Here is a 16,824-nt window from a genome sequence, read left to right on the forward strand (position 1 = left end):
CTGCTGCGCGGCCAAAGGTCTTATTCCGGCCTGTCCCATACGGGGGCCTCCTCCGCGCATGCAAAAGGGGCGGCCACCGAAGTGGCCACCCCCTTGCAGTTTCGGCTAGGAGCCGACGCGGAAACGCGTGAACGCGGTTCCCTTGACACCGGCCTCTGTGAGGACCTGCGCCACGGACTTCTTGGCGTCCTTCGCGAATGCCTGGTCAACCAGGACCTCACCCTTGTAGAAGCCGGTAACGCGGCCTTCCACGATCTTGGTGAGCGCGGCCTCGGGCTTGCCCTCAGCCTTGGCGGTCTCTTCGGCGATGCGGCGCTCGGACTCGACCAGGTCGGACGGGACGTCCTCGCGGGTCAGGTAGTTCGGAGCCATGGCAGCGATGTGGACTGCGACGTCGTGAGCTGCGGTGGCAGCGGCTTCGCCTTCACCGTCAACGGCGAACAACACGCCAACCTGGGCCGGAAGGTCCTTGGAGGTCTTGTGCAGGTAAGCGTCAACCGTTGCGCCCTCAATGCGGGAGATGCGGCGGACAACAACCTTTTCGCCCAGGACAGCGCCTTCTTCGACGACGACCTCGGAGAGGGGCTTGCCGTCAACATCGGTGGCGAGCAGGGTCTCGAGGTCGGCAGCGCCGGACTCGACGGCCACGGCCAGGACCTTGTCGGCCAGCTGGATGAACTTGTCGGCCTTGGCCACGAAGTCGGTCTCGCAGTTGACCTCGATCATGACGCCGACGCCGTTGCTGACCTTGGCGGCCACCAGGCCTTCAGCGGTGGAGCGGCCTTCACGCTTGGTAGCGCCCTTGAGGCCCTTGATACGGATGATTTCGATGGCCTTCTCGGCGTCACCGTTGGCCTCGTCAAGAGCCTTCTTGACGTCCATCATGCCGGCGCCGGTGCGCTCGCGCAGGGCCTTGATGTCCGCGGCAGTGTAGTTCGCCATGTGAACCCCTCTGTCTAGAAATGTGTGGTGGTGTACGGACTGACAGGACGGCAGCCCACGGGTGGGCCGCCATCCTGTCAGCAGCTCCGGCGCTGCAGGCAGCGCCGGAAAATCCGGATGTACTTGTGTTACTTGGCGTCTTCGGCGGGAGCCTCGGCAGCGGCCGGAGCTTCCTCGGCAGCCGGAGCAGCAGCCTCTTCAGCGGCCGGAGCGGCAGCCTCTTCAGCCTTGCTGCCTTCGAGGAGCTCGCGCTCCCATTCAGCCAGGGGCTCTTCCGGAGCTTCGGCAGCACCGGTGCCGCGGTTGTTGCGGGCGATGAGGCCCTCGGCAACGGCGTCGGCAACAACGCGGGTGAGGAGGTTCACGGAGCGGATGGCGTCGTCGTTGCCCGGGATCGGGAAGTCGACTTCGTCAGGATCGCAGTTGGTGTCCAGGATGGCCACAACGGGGATGTTCAGCTTCTTGGCCTCGTCAACGGCGAGGTGTTCCTTCTTGGTGTCCACGATCCAGAGCACGGACGGTGCCTTGGTCAGGTTGCGGATACCGCCAAGGTTGGTTTCCAGCTTGGTGAGTTCACGGCGAAGGAGCAGCAGTTCCTTCTTGGTGTACGCGGAACCGGCGACGTCGTCGAAGTCGATCTCTTCGAGTTCCTTCATGCGCTGGATGCGCTTGGAGACGGTCTGGAAGTTGGTCAGCATACCGCCAAGCCAACGCTGGTTAACGTACGGCTGGCCGACGCGGGTGGCCTGCTCGGCGATCGCTTCCTGGGCCTGCTTCTTGGTGCCGACGAAGAGAACGGTGCCGCCGTGTGCAACGGTGGCCTTCACGAACTCGTAGGCACGGTCGATGTAGGACAGCGACTGCTGCAGGTCAATGATGTAGATGCCGTTGCGCTCGGTGAAGATGAAGCGCTTCATCTTCGGGTTCCAACGGCGGGTCTGGTGTCCAAAGTGGACGCCGCTGTCAAGCAGCTGGCGCATGGTTACGACGGGCATGCCGGCGCTCCTTCCGGCAGGTCATTCATGAGAGAGCCCATGGCTCTCTTACCCTGCCAATAGTTGACGGTTGATTAGCGTGGCCCAGGCCGGGCCGTGCTCCTGGCATCCACCATGCTTCCCATCAGGACGATGGTCCTGACCGCAGGAGGCCTGATCCCCCGTCAGCGAGGCCGGAGCGTCGCTTGCAGGAGGGCTGGATGCGCGTAGTCAGCTGCTGCTCCCCCACACTCCTGAATGAGATGTGCCGACGCATTCCGGACACGGGCATATACCGTTGGAAAGACCACTGGGATATCCGCCGGACCGAAAGCATTGAGGGCGCAGCAAACTGCTCCACCAAGTGTACTACAGGCACCCTCAGCAGGAGGACACTGACGAGGACAGTGACGACGCCGGCACGGGGCTTGTCCACATAGCCGGCGTGGGCACTCCCGGCGCCTTTGAAACGGGAGCAATCTGGTGGCATGAAACCATCACGGCAGCTCGCGGCCCTTCTCCTGCTGCCGGCCTTGCTGACCCCGGCCGGCGCGCCCCTGGCGTTCGGGCCGGCCTATTCCGTGCAGCAGGCGGGGCATTCCCCTGCGGGCGCCAGCTCCCCGGCGGTGGCCGTGCCTTCGTGGCAATGGCCGCTCGCCCCGCGCCCGCAGGTGCTGCGGCATTTCGATCCCCCGCCCAAGCCCTGGCTCAGCGGCCACCGCGGCGTTGATTTGGGAGCAACGGCCGACGGCGCACCGGTCACTTCCCCGGCGGCGGGTACCGTCAGCTTCGTGGGCATGGTGGTGGACCGGCCGGTGATCACCATCGACCACGGGGATGGGCTGCGGAGCAGCTTCGAGCCGGTGGACAGCACCCTGGCCGCCGGAACCCCAGTGGCGGAGGGCCAGGTTATCGGCACTGCGCTTCCCGGGCACTGCTTTACCGTGCCCTGTGTCCACTGGGGCGTCCGGCGCGGGGAAGATTACGTGGATCCGCTGCAGTTCGTGATGGACCTGAGGCCATCGGTCCTGCTGCCCCTGGACTCCTAGGGAGCAGCAGGCCGGACGAGGCCTGCCATGGACCCTAGACGATAGCGGAGATCCCGGTGATGGCCCTGCCGGTCACCAGCGTGTTGATCTCGTGCGTTCCTTCGTAGGAATAGATAGCTTCTGCATCCGCAAAGATTTTGGCCATCTCAAAGTCCGTCACAATGCCGTTGCCGCCCAGCAGGCTCCTGCCGATCGCCACGCTCTCACGCATCCGCGCAGTGGTGAAAGCCTTAGCCAGGGCGGACTGCTCATCCTTGGCCTCGCCGGCGTCCTCCAGCTGGGAGAGCCGGACCATCATGCCCATGGAGCTGACGGCGTTGCCCAGGATCTGGACCAGCTGGCTTTGCACCAGCTGGAATGATGCCAGCGGCCGGCCGAACTGGTGGCGCTCCACCGCATAGCGCCGGGCCACGTCGAAGGCAGCCAGCTGCTGGCCGACGGCCTGCCAGGCCACACCGAGCCGGGTGACCTTCAGGACCTTGTTGACGTCGCGGAAGCTGTTGGCGTTGGCGAGCTTGAAGAAGTCGGGCACCACCACATTGTCCAGCTTGATGTCGGCGTTCTGGACGGTGCGGAGCGCAATCTTGTTCTCGATTTTGCTGGCGCTGAAGCCATCGAGTGACGTGTCCACCAGGAACCCCTTGACCTTGTCATCGGCGAGGTCGCGGGCGTAGACCACCACCCAGTCGGAGAAGGTTGCATTTCCAATCCAGCGCTTTTCTCCATTGAGGATCCAGGAGTCCCCTTCCCTGCGCGCCGCGGTGCGGGTTCCGCCCGCCACGTCCGATCCGCCAAGCGGCTCAGTGAGGCCAAAAGCCCCGATCTTCTTCATGCTGTAGATGTCCGGGAGCCACGCATCCTTCTGCTCCTGCGAAGCCAGCGCTTCGATGGAACCCGTGAACAGCCCGTCATGGACTCCCATGAAGGTGGAAATGGAGGTGTCGGCGCGTGTCACTTCGGCGTGGACCAGACCGGCGAACAGGTTGGAGTGGCCCTGCCGGTGGACGGGGCTGACCAGGTCGATGCCGGCAAGCTTCGGGATGAGGTCCATCGGGAACTCGCCCCGGTTCCAGCAGTCCACTGCGATAGGCCGCACTTCGCGGGCCAGGAACTCCCTGATCTCCGCCAGCCGGTCCCGTTCCTTGTCGCTCAGCAGTTGCTCGAAGGCGAAAAAGTCGCCATCCGCATAGGGAAGTTCGTTGAGGTCGGCAGCGGTGGTGGACATGGTTACCTCACAATGATCAGCGGTGACCGGAGCTCTCCAGGAAGGAGCACGGTAAGTTACTGCTCAGTAACATACCGCAGATCTAAGGCTTAAGAAAGAAAACCGCGGCTGGCATGCATGCCGGCCGCGGATTCCGCGTTGGGGGGTAGGGCTACTCGGACTTGAACCGAGGACCTTAGGATTATGAGTCCCGCGCTCTAACCAGCTGAGCTATAGCCCCTAGATGTCCCGAACCTCCCGCGATCGGTACGCGGTGGCAGGGCAAAATTACTCTAGCAAACCCGGGAAAGCGTTCAGACCACCTTGTCCTCGAAGCGCGCTCCGCGGTACAGGTCCTCGAAGGTCTGCAGCGTGCCATCGATGCTGTGGGGTTCCACCATCTGCCGGCTGGCCTGTCCCATGACGGCACGCTGATCGGCAGGGAGTTCCAGGACCATGGTGATCTTCTTGGCGAGGTCGTCGCTGTCGTTCGGCGTGAACAGGTAGCCGTTTTCGCCGTCGCGCACCAGGTGCGGCAGGGCCATGGCGTCCGCCAGCACAACAGGAGTGGAGGCAGACATCGCCTCGAGCGTGACCAGGGACTGCAGCTCCGCCGTTCCCGGCATGCAGAACAGGTCGGCCTGGATGTAGGCCCGGCGCAGTTCCTCGTCACTGGCGAGGCCCAGGAACTTTACCCGGTCCGTCATGCGCAGCCGGCGGACCAGCTCCTCCAGGGAGGAGCTCACCTCGCCGCCGCCAACAATTTCAAGGTGGACGTTGAGTTCCGGCGGAGTCTTGCTGACTGCTTCGATGAGCACATCCACGTGCTTCTCCTCGGCCAGCCGCCCGGCAAACATCACGGTTGGGTGCGGGTGGGGTTCGATCTGCTCGCCGGGCTGGAGCTCGTAGGCGGCAGAGTCAATGCCGTTGGACAGCGGCAGCACTTTGCGCAGGAAGGCGTGCTGGTGCATGGCCTTGGCGGCAAGCGGGGTGGGCGTAGTGACCACGTCCGCCTTGCCCATGACCTTGCCCATGTCCTTCCAGGAGATCCGGCCGATGATGTCCTTGAACCACTGGGGAAACGGCAGGAACGGGTTGAGGTTCTCCGGCATGAAGTGGTTGGTGGCCACGATCCGGACGCCGCGTTTCACGGCCTCGTATAGGACGTGCTCGCCGATCATGTAGTGGCTCTGGATGTGCACCACGTCTGGTTTCACCCGGTCGAAGAGGAGGCTGATCTCCTTCTTGATTTCCCAGGGAAGGCAAATCCGGAAGTACTCGTGCGTGGGGACGCCGTGGGAGCGGAGCCTGTGGACTGTCCCTTCGGGCCGAAACTCCGTGAAGCTCTTTCCGTTGTCCGCGCGGCAGGCCAGCACATGGACGTTGTGCCCGCGGCCGGTCATTCCCTTGGCCAGGCGGTAGCCGAACTGTGCTGCTCCGTTGATGTGGGGCGGGTATGTGTCTGCAGCGATCAGGATGGTCAAGGGACGCTGGTCTGCGGGCGTGGTCACGTGGAGAGCTCCTGATGGTCACGGTGCGCACAGCATGTACTGGCAGCACAGTTGGCCGCTGGCGCGGTGGCGCCTGGCCTCGTGGTGAAACTTGCTTGCGTAGATAACGGGCGGGATCTGGTGGTCAGTGGCTAGCGGCTCGCCCGGCCCACGGCCTTCCGCGCGTCCTTTTTGCGCTTCGTGACCTCAGGATGGTGCCTGGAAAGGGCGATCACCCCAACGATAGCAAGGGAGGCAGCGGTTCCCATGGCAATGGCCATCACGGCGTGGACATCCGGCCGCAGTTCGCCGAGGATCACAATGCCGATGGCTATTCCCACCAGGGGATCAATGACGGTCAGTCCTGCGATCACCAGGTCCGGCGGACCCGACGAGTAGGCGCTCTGGACAAACCAGGACCCCAGCCCGCCCGCGGCGATGAGGGCCACCACGGAGTACCACTGCACGTTCAGCAGGAACAGCCCGTTCGGATCGAGCAGGTGCTTGCCGATGATCCGGGTCAGGACGGCCACGAACCCGAAGAGGACCCCGGCGCCGAGGATATAGACGAAGGCGTTGATCCGGTGCCTGAACATCACGGCCAGGGTGCCGAAGAGACCGACGGCGAGGGCCAGCAGCAGCACGATGGTGATCTCGTCAGCGACGTTTACGTCGTGGTTTTCCTGCGTGACGTTGACCGCCAGGAGGACGAAGAGCGCAGAGCCCGTCACGCAGGCCGCGATGGCCACCACCGTTGCCCGGTTGATGGTGAGGTTCTGGTCCTTGGCATTGATGACGGTGGTGATCACCAGGGCGATCGCGCCAATGGGCTGCACCACAGTGAGCGGTGCGGACACGAGTGCCACGGCGTTCATGGCCATGCCGGCACACAGGAGTAGGAGGCCAAACACCCAGCGGGGATTTCGCAGCAGGCGCAGGAAGCCGTTCGAGCTCAGGGCCAGGCCGCCAGTGTCGGCTTTGACGGCGCTCCCCTGGCGCTGCGCACCAAGGGCCAGGCAGAACGCGCCAACCAGCGCAAGCCCGACTGCCAGCCATACCATCAGGCGGTCCCGTCGCCGTGCTGTGCCTGCATTCTGCCCTTTCGCAGGATGGCCCAGAAGTAGTTGTAGGCGGCGATCCAGTGGCCGATCAACCCCAGGCCCAGGACTATCCACGCGGTGACGAACAATTCGGTGGAGAACCCGGTGTCCAGGCGTGAGAGGACCAGCATGGGGGTCCCCAGCAGCAGCAGGCCTGTGCGCACCTTGCCAACCACGCTCACGGGAAGGTCAGGGTGTCCACGGAAGAAAAACAGCGTCATGGTCAGCAGGACAGCGTCCGGAACCACCAAGGCGGCCAGGTAGAGCCAATGGACGACGCCGGCAATCACCAGCGTGACAGCGACCGCGATCAGCGCCAGCCGGTCGGCGATCGGGTCCAGGACCCTGCCAAGTTTCGAGGCTTGGTCAAACCGGCGGGCGATGTACCCGTCAACCCAGTCGGTGCTGGCCATAACGGCCAGGACCACAACGGCTGCACCGTATTCCTTCTGGGCCAGGACAAGCCAGATGAAGAGCGGCACCCCCATGAAGCGCACCACGGTCAGCAGGTTGGGAATGGTGAACACGAGGTCGTGGTCCACCTGGGGGCGTCCGGGACGGGAGCCGGCACCAATGAACTTCACCCCGTCCCCCCTTCCTTCCTGCTGCCCCCTGCGAGCGCTATTGCCGTTCCCTGAACTTCCGCGGCTGCCGAAGAGCCTGCCCTATCCCTGTGCTAGTACGTCCGGAGGAGCTTGCGCACCAGGACCAGGAAGACGGTTCCCGCGGCGATAAACGCTGCCAGCGGCTTCCAGCGTTGCTCCAGGTCCGCGGATCCGGACAACGCTGCGAATTTCCGGCCGGCAATATCCCTGCCGTGGCCGGCCAGGGCCTGGCCTTCGCGCAGTTTGTCCTGGGCGGTTGCCAGCAGGTACCTGCCCTGGGGCTTGACATCCAGTTCGGTGCCGAGTTCGTCGCGCACTTCGGTGAGGTGGTGGCGGCGCTGGCTGAGCCTGCGCACCAGCTCCGGTTCGGAGGCGTGCGGGAATTCCTTCTCGTGTTCAGCGGCCTTGGCTGCCTTCTCGGCCTTGGCCTTGGCAGCCGCTTCATCCTTTGCGGCCTTCGCCGCCTTGGCTTCGGGACTCTGCGGGTCAAGGACAGCCGGGTTGAACGCGGAGCCTTCTTTGACCACGCCGATATCGTGCTTGATGCCGCGGATGGTCTCTTCCGGCATGAGCGGCATGGCCTTCTTAATCTTCCGTGCCCCGATCAGGCCGCCGATCAGCGCTATCAGCAGGAAGGCCGCGGACACCAGGAGGGCGGCCAGCCAGGCGGGCATGATGGTTGCCAGTCCCATGATGGCCGCCACGATGAGGCCCACCACCAGGAAGAGGAGGAAAACGAGGGCGACGGCGAAAAAGGCAGCGGCGACTCCGACCTGGATTCCCTTGCGCTTCAGCTCAATCTTCGCGAAGGCGATTTCGTCATTGAGCTGGCGCGGCGCCAACCGGAAAAGGAGTTTAAGCGTCCTGGGCAGCGCAGTGATGCGCAATCCCTGGCTGGTACGCCCGCTGTGACGTCCGCTCATCGGTTCCGCCTTACTGGTTATGGGTCGAATCGGCTTCCGTGTGCTGCAGGAAAGTGCAGCTGCACAGTCCCCGCACCAAAACTATCATTCAGGTTCAGGGCGAACTTCGGGGCTTGCCGGGCGGCGTGGACTACAACGCTGCAAAATAGGCAGCGCCGGGCCTAGGATTGATCTCCGTGACCACTCCCAGCAATCCGGGCGACCTGTTGAGCCGCCGCCGGAAACTTTTGTACATCCTGCTGCTCGGCGCCCTGACGGCGTTGGGTCCGTTCACGATCGACCTTTACCTTCCCGCGTTCCCGGCCCTGGAGGCGAGCCTGGGCGTGACCGAGGCCCAGGTCCAGCTGACCCTCGCCGGCACCACCGTTGGATTCGCCATTGGCCAGCTGGTGGTGGGCCCGTTCAGCGACAGGTTCGGCCGCCGCACCCCGCTTATCCTGGCGACGGCGGTCCACATTGCAGCCTCCGTGGGCGCCGCCCTGTCCACTGACATCACCACCCTGGGCATTTTCCGCGTGCTGATGGGCGTGGGGGCTGCCGGCGGCGGCGTTGTGGCCATGGCCATGGTCCGGGACTTGTTTTCCGGATACGCCATGGTGAAGATGTTTTCCCGCATGGCGCTGGTGAACGGGCTGGCACCCATCCTGGCGCCGGTGATCGGTTCACAGCTGCTCCTGGTGATGGAATGGCCCGGGATCTTCGTGTTCCTTGCCGCCTACGGGACGCTGGTGATCATCTCCGCCCTGTTCCTGGTCCGCGAGACCCTGCCGCCTGAAAAGCGCCGACAGAGCGGCATGACGGCCCGCCAGCGCTACCGGGTCCTTTTCAGCGACAGGGTGTTTGTCGGTTTGCTGCTGGTGGCCGGGCTGAACTTTGGCGGGCTCTTCACGTACCTGTCGGCCTCCCCTTTCCTGTTCCAGGACGTTTTCGGCTTCTCCCCGCAGGAGTACGGCCTGCTGTTCGGCATCAACTCCCTGGGTATTGTTGCCGGCATCCAAACTAGCGCCCGCCTCATCCGCCGGGTTCCGCCGCAGTGGATCATCGCTGCCGCCACTGCCTGGATGTTCGTGATGGCCACGCTGATCGTCGTGTTCGACCAGCTGGGCTTCGGCTTGTGGGGCGTGCTGGTTCCCCTGTGGTTCTACATCCTGGGAACGGGGTTCATGTTCCCCTGCGTGCAGGTGCTCGCCCTGGCCGGCCACGCGGGACAGGCCGGTACTGCAGCCTCCCTGCTCGGGTTCTCGACGTTCATGATGGCGGGGCTCATCTCACCGGTGGTTGGCTGGCTGGGAATCACCAGCGCCGCCCCCATGGGCGCGGTGCAGGGAGCATGCATCCTGCTGGCCATCGCAGCCCTGTGGCTGGTGGTCCGGCCACGTACCGTTCCGTCGATCCACTGACGCCGTGCAGAACACACCAAAGCGCAGGCCGCACCGGAACCGCCGGGGACTTTTCCTCGGAGCGGTGATTGGCGCCGTCGCGGGCTACTTCGCTGGCCGGGCCCTGGGCAACCCTGCCATGGGCATTGTTTTGGGCATGGTTGCAGGGTCGGCACTGCTGTACCGCGTCAACCCGGGGCCCTGGAACCGACCCTGAAGCCGTACCGCAGGGGCGGAAGCAAAGTGCGTGGCGGGCGTGGAGTACCTGCCACCCGCAGGGCGCCCGCGATAAAATAGTGCTTGTGCCCACCTGGCAGGAACAACCGCCGCTTCCGGCCACATGGCAACGGTGCGATCACCGGATACTGCCACTGTGGTGGGAACGGCTGTGTGCCCAGGCGGGCGAACAGTCAGCAGCGCTGTATGCGGCGGGACTGTTTACTGAGGACCGGCGGCGGCCCATCGCGCAGTGGTACAACCCCGCTTTCAATGCCGCGCTGCTGGTAGCCCCTGAGGCCTCCCCCGAATGGCCTGTGCAGCGCTTCGGTATTTTCTACGCGCCGCCGGACACCGGAGTGGTGCGAATCCATTCGGCTCCCCACGAGTGGAACCCTCGCCAGCCCCGGACGTCGCCCACCGAAAAAGAGGCGTTCCTGGCCGCCATTGCGGAGGCGGAGCGCTTCCTGCAGGTGGAGATGGACTTCGTCTAACAAACGAAAATCCCCGTGCCTCACAAAGGAGGAACGGGGATTTTCCGTGTTGCTCCTCCTGCTGGACTTGAACCAGCAACCCTTCGATTAACAGTCGAATGCTCTGCCAATTGAGCTAAGGAGGAATGAAGCAGGTATGACATTAGCAAAGGTTTCCGGCCAAAGTGAAATCGGCGCCAATCCGGGGTGGAACGGGCAGTTGCGGGCATAAAAAATCCCCGTTCCGGAGGCCGGAACGGGGATTGTGCGCTCCTCCTGCTGGACTTGAACCAGCAACCCTTCGATTAACAGTCGAATGCTCTGCCAATTGAGCTAAGGAGGAATGAAGCGGGTATTAGCCTAGCAAAGACCCCGGCTGGAAGCGAAATCGGGAAACGGCGTCATAGGGTCCGGCGCTGCCGCGGGAACGGCTCAGGCGTCAGACCTGAGCGCCCGGCGTTCCATCTCCAGCATCATCAGTTCACGGTTGAGCCGCTGGTACGTTTCCGGATCAGCCGCGGGGTCCAGCCGCTGGAGCTGGCCCATCTTGTCCGCCTTGACCCGGGTAATTTGAAGCTCGAACAGCCGCGAGAGGATGTCCCGGCAGTACTTCTGCACTGCTTCTTCGGTGCTGGCGGGCAACGGAACAACAGCAAGCTCGGATACCAGGGGCCGCAATGGTTCCGGAACCTCGTGCATCACATGCTCAACCCACCGGACGGGGTCGGCAGTGAGGGCGGGATCCGTGGCCCGCATGGCGTCGTGGACGGCCTGGAAGGCAGGGGTGGCGAAGCGGGCGGCGGAAAAGCGTTCCCAGACCCCACCCGCCAGGAGCGACGGCTCCTGCAGGGCAACCTCGAGCGCCTGCCGCTCCATGGAGGCCACGGGGTCCCGGGGGTCGGGCCGGTGGTAGGACGGCACAGCTCCCGACGGCGGCCCTGCAGCTACGCCGGGTCCGCCGGGTGGGGCTCCGGGGGCGGAGGCCCGTGGAGCGGCGGCGGGAGCCCCTCCCTGGTCACCGCGCTTGCCGGCATTTTTGACTTCCGTGGTGACCAGCCGCAGCACCTCGTTCGGGTCCGGCATGCCCAGCCAGCCCGTGAGGGCCTGGCAGTAACCGGTCCGGGTGGAGGCGTCGCGGATGGCGGCAACCACGGGCACCGAGGCTTTCAGGCCCTGGACGCGCCCCTCCACGGTGTCCAGGTTGAACTGCTTCAGGGTGGTCCGGATGGCGAACTCAAACAGGGGCCGGCGGGACTGCACCAGCGCGTGCACGGCTTCGTCTCCCCTGCTTTGCCGCAGGTCGCAGGGATCCGCACCGGTGGGCTCCACGGCGACGTAGGTCTGGGCAGTAAAGCGCTGGTCCTCCTCGAAGGCGCGCAGCGCCGCCTTCTGCCCGGCGGCGTCGCCGTCGAAGGTGAAGATGACCTCTCCCCCAGTGCCGTCGTCGGACAGCAGGCGGCGGGCGATCTTGATGTGGTCGGTGCCGAACGCGGTGCCGCAGGTGGCAACCGCCGTCGTGATTCCTGCAAGGTGGCAGGCCATCACGTCCGTATAGCCCTCCACCACCACAAGCTGCCGCTCCTTGGCGATGCTGCGCTTGGCGAGGTCGATGCCGTACAGCACCTGTGACTTCTTGTAGAGCGCGGTCTCGGGGGTGTTGAGGTACTTGGGGCCCTGGTCGTCCTCATAGAGCTTGCGGGCGCCGAAACCGATGGTGTCCCCGGCGATGTCGCGAATGGGCCAGATCAGGCGCCCGCGGAAGCGGTCGTAGATCCCCCGGTTGCCTTCGGAGAACATCCCCGTGAGTTTGAGCTCGGCGTCCGTAAATCCGCGCCCTCGGAGGTGCTTCAGCAGCGCGTCCCAGCCCTGCGGGGCGTAGCCCACACCGAACTGCTCCGCGGCCGCCCGGTCAAACCCGCGGCCATGCAGGAAGGTGCGGGCCTCCGCGGCGCCGGGCGTCAGCAGCTGCGCCTGGAAAAACTCGTCGGCGATTTTGTGGGCGTCCAGCAGCCGCTGCCGGCGCCCCACTTCCTCGCGGTTGGGGCCGGTTCCGCCGTCCTCGTACCGCAGCTCGTAGCCGATCCGGGCTGCCAGCTTCTCCACGGCCTCCTGGAAGGAGCTGTGGTCCTGCTTCTGCACGAAGGCGATGACGTCTCCGTCCTCGCCGCAGCCAAAGCAGTGGTAGCGGCCCACCTGCGGCCGGACGGTGAAGGAGGGGGAACGTTCGTCGTGGAAGGGGCACAGGCCTTTGAAAGTCCCCAGCCCGGCGCCCTTGAGCGTGACGTACCCGTCAACCACTTCCTTGATGTCCGTGCGCTGGCGTACTTCGTCTATATCTTCGCGTTTGATCAGGCCTGGCACAGAGCCATCCTAGTGCCGGGGCCGGACTTCGGACGCGCCGGCGTAACCAGGGTCACCACAGGGACGGCAGGCTCCCTACCAGCCGTTCGTACATGGCCAGCGCCGAGCCGTCGGTCAGCGACGCCACCTGGTCGATCACCACGCGAAGGCGCGCACCGTCGTCGGGCGCGTCCCGCCAGTCCGCCGCGAACATCGGTTCCAGGTGGCGGTCCCCGGTGGCGCTCAGCGCGGTGACCAGGGCGTGAAGCACCTCCCGCTGGCGCTCGTAGATGGGCTGGCGGTGCTCGGTGGTCATCACGAACGTTGTGGCCAAGCCCTTCATGACGGCGATCTCCATGACGGTCTCGTCCGGAACCATGAGCTCGGCGTTGAACCGCGTCAGGTTCTCCGGGCCGTACACGGCGCGGGTGGTTTCCAGCGCGCTCTGGCAGAACCTGCCGATCAGCTGGCTGGTCATGTTCTTCAGGGCCGCCATGGATTTGCGGCTGCCGTCGGCCTCGCGCACCCACACGTCCGTGGCTTCGAGCCGGGCCAGCGCGGCGTCAATGGCGGCGGGATCGTTGTGCGGCAGGTACCACTGCTTGGCGTACCCCACCACCCGGGCGCGGTGGTCCGGGTTGTCCATCCAGCGCAGCTGGAAGTGCCCGGCCACGATCGCATCCTCGACGTCGTGCACGGAATACGAAATATCGTCCGCGAGGTCCATCACCTGGGCCTCCAGGCAGGAGCGGCGCTCCGGAGCGCCCTCCCGGATCCAGTTGAAGATCGGCAGATCGTCCTCATAGGCGCCGAACTTGCTGGTCCGCTGGCCGTGGATCACCGGGGCTTCCAGTGCGGACCACGGGTATTTGGCTGCCGCATCCAGGCTGGCCCTGGTGAGGTTCAGGCCTGCGGGCTGGCCGTCCGGCGTCAGCACCTTGGGCTCGAGCCGGGTCAGGAGCCGCAGGGTCTGGGCGTTGCCCTCGAAACCTCCGATGGCGTGCGCAACCTCGTTGAGCGCCGATTCCCCGTTGTGGCCGAACGGCGGGTGTCCAAGGTCGTGGCTGAGGCAGGCGGTGTCCACAACGTCCGGATCGCAGCCGAGGGAACGGCCCAGCTCGCGGCCCACCTGGGCAACCTCGAGGCTGTGGGTCAGGCGGGTGCGCACGAAATCATCCGTGTCCGGTGCCACCACCTGGGTTTTGGCACCCAGCCGGCGGAGCGCCGAGGAATGCAGCACGCGGGCACGGTCACGTTCGAAGTCCGAGCGGTAGACGTTCTTGGGCGGCTCCTCCACCCAGCGCGCGGAGTCGTGGGTGTCGTAGCCCGGCAGGACGGGGGCTGCAGTGCGCGTTTCAGCCACCGGAAACGTCCAGTTCCGCCGCGGAGATGTCCCGCGACTGGTCGGCATTGAGGGCCCGGGACTCCAGCCAGTCCTTCGGGAGGGCCGGCCTCTTGGGTGAGCCGGCGCGGCCGCGGGGGCCTTCGGCGTCGTTGCCCGGGTAGGGCGAACCGGCGTCCAGCTCGTCCAGGGCGGCGCGCAGTTCCCCAAGGCTGCTCACCAAAGCCATCCGCGTGCGGAGTTCGCCTCCCACCACGTAGCCCTTGAAATACCAGGCGATGTGCTTGCGGATCTCCCGCAGCGCCTTGTTCTCGTCGCCGAAAGTCTCCACCATCAGTTCGGCGTGACGGTACACGCCCTGGGCCACCTGGCCCAGATTCGGCTTGTGCCGGGTGTCGCTGCCTTCGAAGGCAGCCTGCAGGTCACCGAACAGCCAGGGCCGGCCTTGGCAGCCGCGGCCCACCACCACGCCGTCAACGCCGGTTTCACGGACCATGCGGACCGCGTCTTCCGCGGACCAGATGTCCCCGTTGCCCAGCACCGGGATGTCCGGCAGGGCCTCGCGCAGGCGCGCGATGGCGGACCAGTCGGCCTGACCGGAGTAGAACTGGGCGGCAGTCCGGCCGTGAAGGGCGACGGCGGCCACTCCGGAGTCGCGGGCGATGCGGCCGGCGTCGAGGTACGTGAGGTGGTCATCGTCGATGCCTTTGCGCATCTTGATGGTCAGCGGGACGTTGCCCTTCGACGCTTCCCTGACGGCCGTCTGCACGATCGAGGTGAAAAGGTCGATCTTCCAGGGCAGGGCCGAGCCGCCGCCCCGGCGGGTGACTTTGGGGACCGGGCAACCGAAGTTCAGGTCGATGTGGTCCGCGCGGTCCTCTTCCACGAGCATCCGCACGGCGCTGCCCACGGTCACCGGGTCCACGCCGTACAGCTGGACGGACCGCACCTTTTCATCGTCGTCGTGGGAAATGATCCGCAGGGACTCCGGTGTCCGCTCCACCAGGGCACGGGAGGTGACCATCTCCGCCACGTACATGCCGCCGCCGTATTCACGGCAGAGCCTGCGGAAGGCGGAGTTGGTGATGCCGGCCATGGGCGCCAGGATCACCGGCGTGTCCACGGTGATGGGACCCAGCTTCAGGGGCGGGAGTTCCAGCTTGGGGGCGGGAGGGGTTGCTGCAACAGTCACCTGTCCATTGTTGCAAAGCCGGGCAAATCGGGCCGGACGTGCTGGTCAACCAAGGTGGTCAGCCGCGGTCTGCCCGGCGCCCACGCCTGGTGGGCGGTGCGTCCTCCAGCTCAGCGGCGGAAAGCCGCGACCGGCGGGCAAGGGCTGCTGCGGCCAGCGACCCGTTGTCATCCACGCCCGGCTCCCCCTGGCTGCCTGTTTCCGCTGCCTTGGGCTCCTGCGCCTCCGGGACTCCTGCCCGGACGCCGGTGGCCTTGACCACCAGCACAGCGATCAGCGTGGTGACCGGAATAGCCAGGACCAGTCCGATGGAGCCCACGAGCGTCCGGATGACCTCCTCGGACAGTTCCGCGCTGGTGAGCGTGTCAGCGAGCGGGCGGTCGTAAAGCATCACGATGATGAGGATGGGAAGGGCCGCGCCGGCGTAGGCGAACGCGATGGTGTACACGGTGGACGCAATGTGGTCCCGGCCGATCCGCATGGCCGAGGTAAAGAGTTTCCGGGCACTGCTGCCTGGCGCCAGTTCGTAGAGTTCCCACACCGCGGAGGACTGGGTGATGGTCACGTCGTTGAGGACACCCAGGCCGGAGATGATGAGCCCGCACAGGATGACGCCGGAAATGGAGATGTTGGCGGAGGTGTTCACCAGGGTGGTTGCCTCGTGGTTCCCCACCCCGGCAAGGTTCGCCGCGCCGGTTGCCCACGCCGCCAGGAGCGCGGTGATGCCCAGCCCGAACATGGTGCCCAGCAGTGCGGTGGAGGTCCGGGCCGAGAAGCCGTGGGCAAAATACAGCACCCCGATCATGATCACCGTGGATCCCACCAGGGCCAGCAGGAGCGGCGGTTTCCCTTCCACCAGCCCGGGAAGCATAAAGCTGGCCAGCACGAAGTAAGCGCCGACAAGCCCGATCAGGGCGCGGAGGCCCCGCCAGCGGGCTACCGCGATCACCACCGCCGCGTACAGCAGCGCCAGCAGGACGATCGGCAGGGTGCGGACGAAGTCAACGAAGATGAAGGCGGGCGAACCCTGGGAGGCGGAAGCGCCCTGGGCGTTGGACAGGTTCAGGTAGCGAATCTGGTCACCGGGCTTCACCCCGTGCGACTTCGCGACGTCCGGGTTGATCACCACCTTGACCGGGCTTCCTCCCTTGTCCGGCTCCGTGTAGGCAAAGGTGCAGTCGGATCCCTGCTGGCTCTGCTGGCCCTGCTGGGTTTGGGCCTGGTCTCCCTGGCCCGGCTCTCCTTGGCCCTGCTGGGCAATGCCCTGCATGCAGTTTTCGGTCACCACGCTTTGGATGGTGCCGGTATCGAAGGTGACACCGGGCGCGGCGGAGTAGGGGTTGGCCAGGGAGATGCCCTCCTTGCTGCCCGAGGGCCAGAGCATCGCCATCCCTGCGAGGGTGAGCAGCGTCAGCGGAATGAGTACTGCCGCGAGGATGCGGTTTGCCTTCCGCCGGGCGGCCATCGCCTGCGGCGTTGGCTCCGAATGACCTGTGGAAGCGTGGGAGTGACCGGACCCCATCAGCTGTAGAACCTCATACAGTGAACTCTACGTCCGGCACCGTAGGGTTGATAAATGGATCATCGGGGACTCG

General features: G+C 65.4%; 15 protein-coding genes and 3 tRNA genes. 4 read left to right on the forward strand and 14 right to left on the reverse strand.

The window, feature by feature from the left end; all coding sequences use genetic code 11:
- Nucleotides 1-105: 105 nt before the first annotated feature.
- Both tsf and rpsB read right to left on the reverse strand, forming a co-directional pair.
- Nucleotides 106-942 carry a translation elongation factor Ts gene (gene tsf, locus IEX33_RS17250; protein ID WP_066274704.1) on the reverse strand — a complete coding sequence of 279 codons (837 nt, stop codon included), beginning with the start codon at nucleotides 940-942 and terminating at the stop codon, nucleotides 106-108.
- Between the two features lie 128 nt (nucleotides 943-1,070).
- Nucleotides 1,071-1,937, reverse strand: coding sequence for a 30S ribosomal protein S2 (gene rpsB, locus IEX33_RS17255; protein ID WP_188732164.1), 867 nt, complete (start codon nucleotides 1,935-1,937; stop codon nucleotides 1,071-1,073).
- A 467-nt stretch (nucleotides 1,938-2,404) separates the two neighbouring features.
- On the opposite strand from rpsB, the gene IEX33_RS17260 reads away from it, so the two are divergent.
- Entirely contained in the window at nucleotides 2,405-2,965 is a 561-nt protein-coding gene (locus IEX33_RS17260; RefSeq protein ID WP_188732165.1) for a M23 family metallopeptidase, read from the forward strand.
- Nucleotides 2,966-2,999: 34 nt separating this feature from the next.
- Here the strand turns inward: IEX33_RS17260 and IEX33_RS17265 are convergent, their stop codons facing one another.
- The 6 genes from IEX33_RS17265 to IEX33_RS17290 form a co-directional block, all read right to left on the reverse strand.
- On the reverse strand, nucleotides 3,000-4,190 hold the full coding sequence (locus IEX33_RS17265; RefSeq protein WP_188732167.1) for an acyl-CoA dehydrogenase family protein: 1,191 nt from the start codon (nucleotides 4,188-4,190) through the stop codon (nucleotides 3,000-3,002).
- Between the two features lie 146 nt (nucleotides 4,191-4,336).
- Nucleotides 4,337-4,410, reverse strand: a tRNA-Ile gene (locus IEX33_RS17270).
- Between the two features lie 73 nt (nucleotides 4,411-4,483).
- Nucleotides 4,484-5,680 (reverse strand): glycosyltransferase, encoded by a 1,197-nt coding sequence (locus IEX33_RS17275; protein WP_188732168.1) that lies wholly within the window; start codon nucleotides 5,678-5,680, stop codon nucleotides 4,484-4,486.
- A gap of 131 nt (nucleotides 5,681-5,811) precedes the next feature.
- The gene (locus tag IEX33_RS17280; RefSeq protein ID WP_188732169.1) at nucleotides 5,812-6,720 is read right to left on the reverse strand and encodes a DMT family transporter; all 909 of its coding nucleotides are present in this window, start codon (nucleotides 6,718-6,720) and stop codon (nucleotides 5,812-5,814) included.
- A complete protein-coding gene (locus IEX33_RS17285) occupies nucleotides 6,720-7,343 on the reverse strand; it encodes a CDP-alcohol phosphatidyltransferase family protein (RefSeq protein WP_188732170.1) in 624 nt (207 codons plus the stop codon). Before IEX33_RS17285 ends, IEX33_RS17280 begins: the two co-directional genes overlap by 1 nt.
- Before the next feature lie 92 nt (nucleotides 7,344-7,435).
- Complete coding sequence (locus tag IEX33_RS17290) at nucleotides 7,436-8,287, reverse strand: phage holin family protein (RefSeq protein ID WP_188732171.1); 852 nt, start codon at nucleotides 8,285-8,287, stop codon at nucleotides 7,436-7,438.
- Between the two features lie 176 nt (nucleotides 8,288-8,463).
- On the opposite strand from IEX33_RS17290, the gene IEX33_RS17295 reads away from it, so the two are divergent.
- The 3 genes from IEX33_RS17295 to IEX33_RS17305 all read left to right on the forward strand — a co-directional run bounded on the left by IEX33_RS17295 (nucleotide 8,464) and on the right by IEX33_RS17305 (nucleotide 10,376).
- A complete protein-coding gene (locus IEX33_RS17295; protein WP_188732172.1) occupies nucleotides 8,464-9,687 on the forward strand; it encodes a multidrug effflux MFS transporter in 1,224 nt (407 codons plus the stop codon).
- Nucleotides 9,688-9,691: 4 nt separating this feature from the next.
- On the forward strand, nucleotides 9,692-9,883 hold the full coding sequence (locus tag IEX33_RS17300; protein WP_104185248.1) for a hypothetical protein: 192 nt from the start codon (nucleotides 9,692-9,694) through the stop codon (nucleotides 9,881-9,883).
- Nucleotides 9,884-9,968: 85 nt separating this feature from the next.
- On the forward strand, nucleotides 9,969-10,376 hold the full coding sequence (locus tag IEX33_RS17305) for a hypothetical protein (protein ID WP_104185519.1): 408 nt from the start codon (nucleotides 9,969-9,971) through the stop codon (nucleotides 10,374-10,376).
- A 52-nt stretch (nucleotides 10,377-10,428) separates the two neighbouring features.
- Here the strand turns inward: IEX33_RS17305 and IEX33_RS17310 are convergent.
- The 6 genes from IEX33_RS17310 to IEX33_RS17335 all read right to left on the reverse strand — a co-directional run bounded on the left by IEX33_RS17310 (nucleotide 10,429) and on the right by IEX33_RS17335 (nucleotide 16,694).
- Nucleotides 10,429-10,501: transfer RNA gene (locus IEX33_RS17310), tRNA-Asn, on the reverse strand.
- Nucleotides 10,502-10,625: 124 nt separating this feature from the next.
- Nucleotides 10,626-10,698: transfer RNA gene (locus IEX33_RS17315), tRNA-Asn, on the reverse strand.
- A gap of 89 nt (nucleotides 10,699-10,787) precedes the next feature.
- Entirely contained in the window at nucleotides 10,788-12,716 is a 1,929-nt protein-coding gene (dnaG, locus tag IEX33_RS17320) for a DNA primase (protein ID WP_188732173.1), read from the reverse strand.
- Nucleotides 12,717-12,768: 52 nt separating this feature from the next.
- Complete coding sequence (locus IEX33_RS17325) at nucleotides 12,769-14,058, reverse strand: deoxyguanosinetriphosphate triphosphohydrolase (protein WP_104185250.1); 1,290 nt, start codon at nucleotides 14,056-14,058, stop codon at nucleotides 12,769-12,771.
- Complete coding sequence (gene dusB / locus IEX33_RS17330) at nucleotides 14,051-15,229, reverse strand: tRNA dihydrouridine synthase DusB (RefSeq protein WP_188732174.1); 1,179 nt, start codon at nucleotides 15,227-15,229, stop codon at nucleotides 14,051-14,053. The genes IEX33_RS17325 and dusB overlap by 8 nt, the downstream gene beginning before the upstream one ends.
- A 58-nt stretch (nucleotides 15,230-15,287) precedes the next feature.
- On the reverse strand, nucleotides 15,288-16,694 hold the full coding sequence (locus IEX33_RS17335) for a YibE/F family protein (RefSeq protein WP_188732175.1): 1,407 nt from the start codon (nucleotides 16,692-16,694) through the stop codon (nucleotides 15,288-15,290).
- Nucleotides 16,695-16,824: the final 130 nt, after the last annotated feature.

It is taken from the genome of Pseudarthrobacter scleromae (assembly GCF_014644515.1).
GTDB classification, from domain to species: Bacteria; Actinomycetota; Actinomycetes; order Actinomycetales; family Micrococcaceae; genus Arthrobacter; species Arthrobacter scleromae.

Coding starts and splice junctions, on each gene's coding strand:
- IEX33_RS17280 (WP_188732169.1), bottom strand. CDS start 6,720: ATGGTATGGCTGGCAGTCGGGCTTGCGCTGGTTGGCGCGTTCTGCCTG.
- tsf (WP_066274704.1), bottom strand. CDS start 942: ATGGCGAACTACACTGCCGCGGACATCAAGGCCCTGCGCGAGCGCACC.
- IEX33_RS17290 (WP_188732171.1), bottom strand. CDS start 8,287: ATGAGCGGACGTCACAGCGGGCGTACCAGCCAGGGATTGCGCATCACT.
- IEX33_RS17335 (WP_188732175.1), bottom strand. CDS start 16,694: ATGGCCGCCCGGCGGAAGGCAAACCGCATCCTCGCGGCAGTACTCATT.
- IEX33_RS17260 (WP_188732165.1), top strand. CDS start 2,405: ATGAAACCATCACGGCAGCTCGCGGCCCTTCTCCTGCTGCCGGCCTTG.
- rpsB (WP_188732164.1), bottom strand. CDS start 1,937: ATGCCCGTCGTAACCATGCGCCAGCTGCTTGACAGCGGCGTCCACTTT.
- IEX33_RS17265 (WP_188732167.1), bottom strand. CDS start 4,190: ATGTCCACCACCGCTGCCGACCTCAACGAACTTCCCTATGCGGATGGC.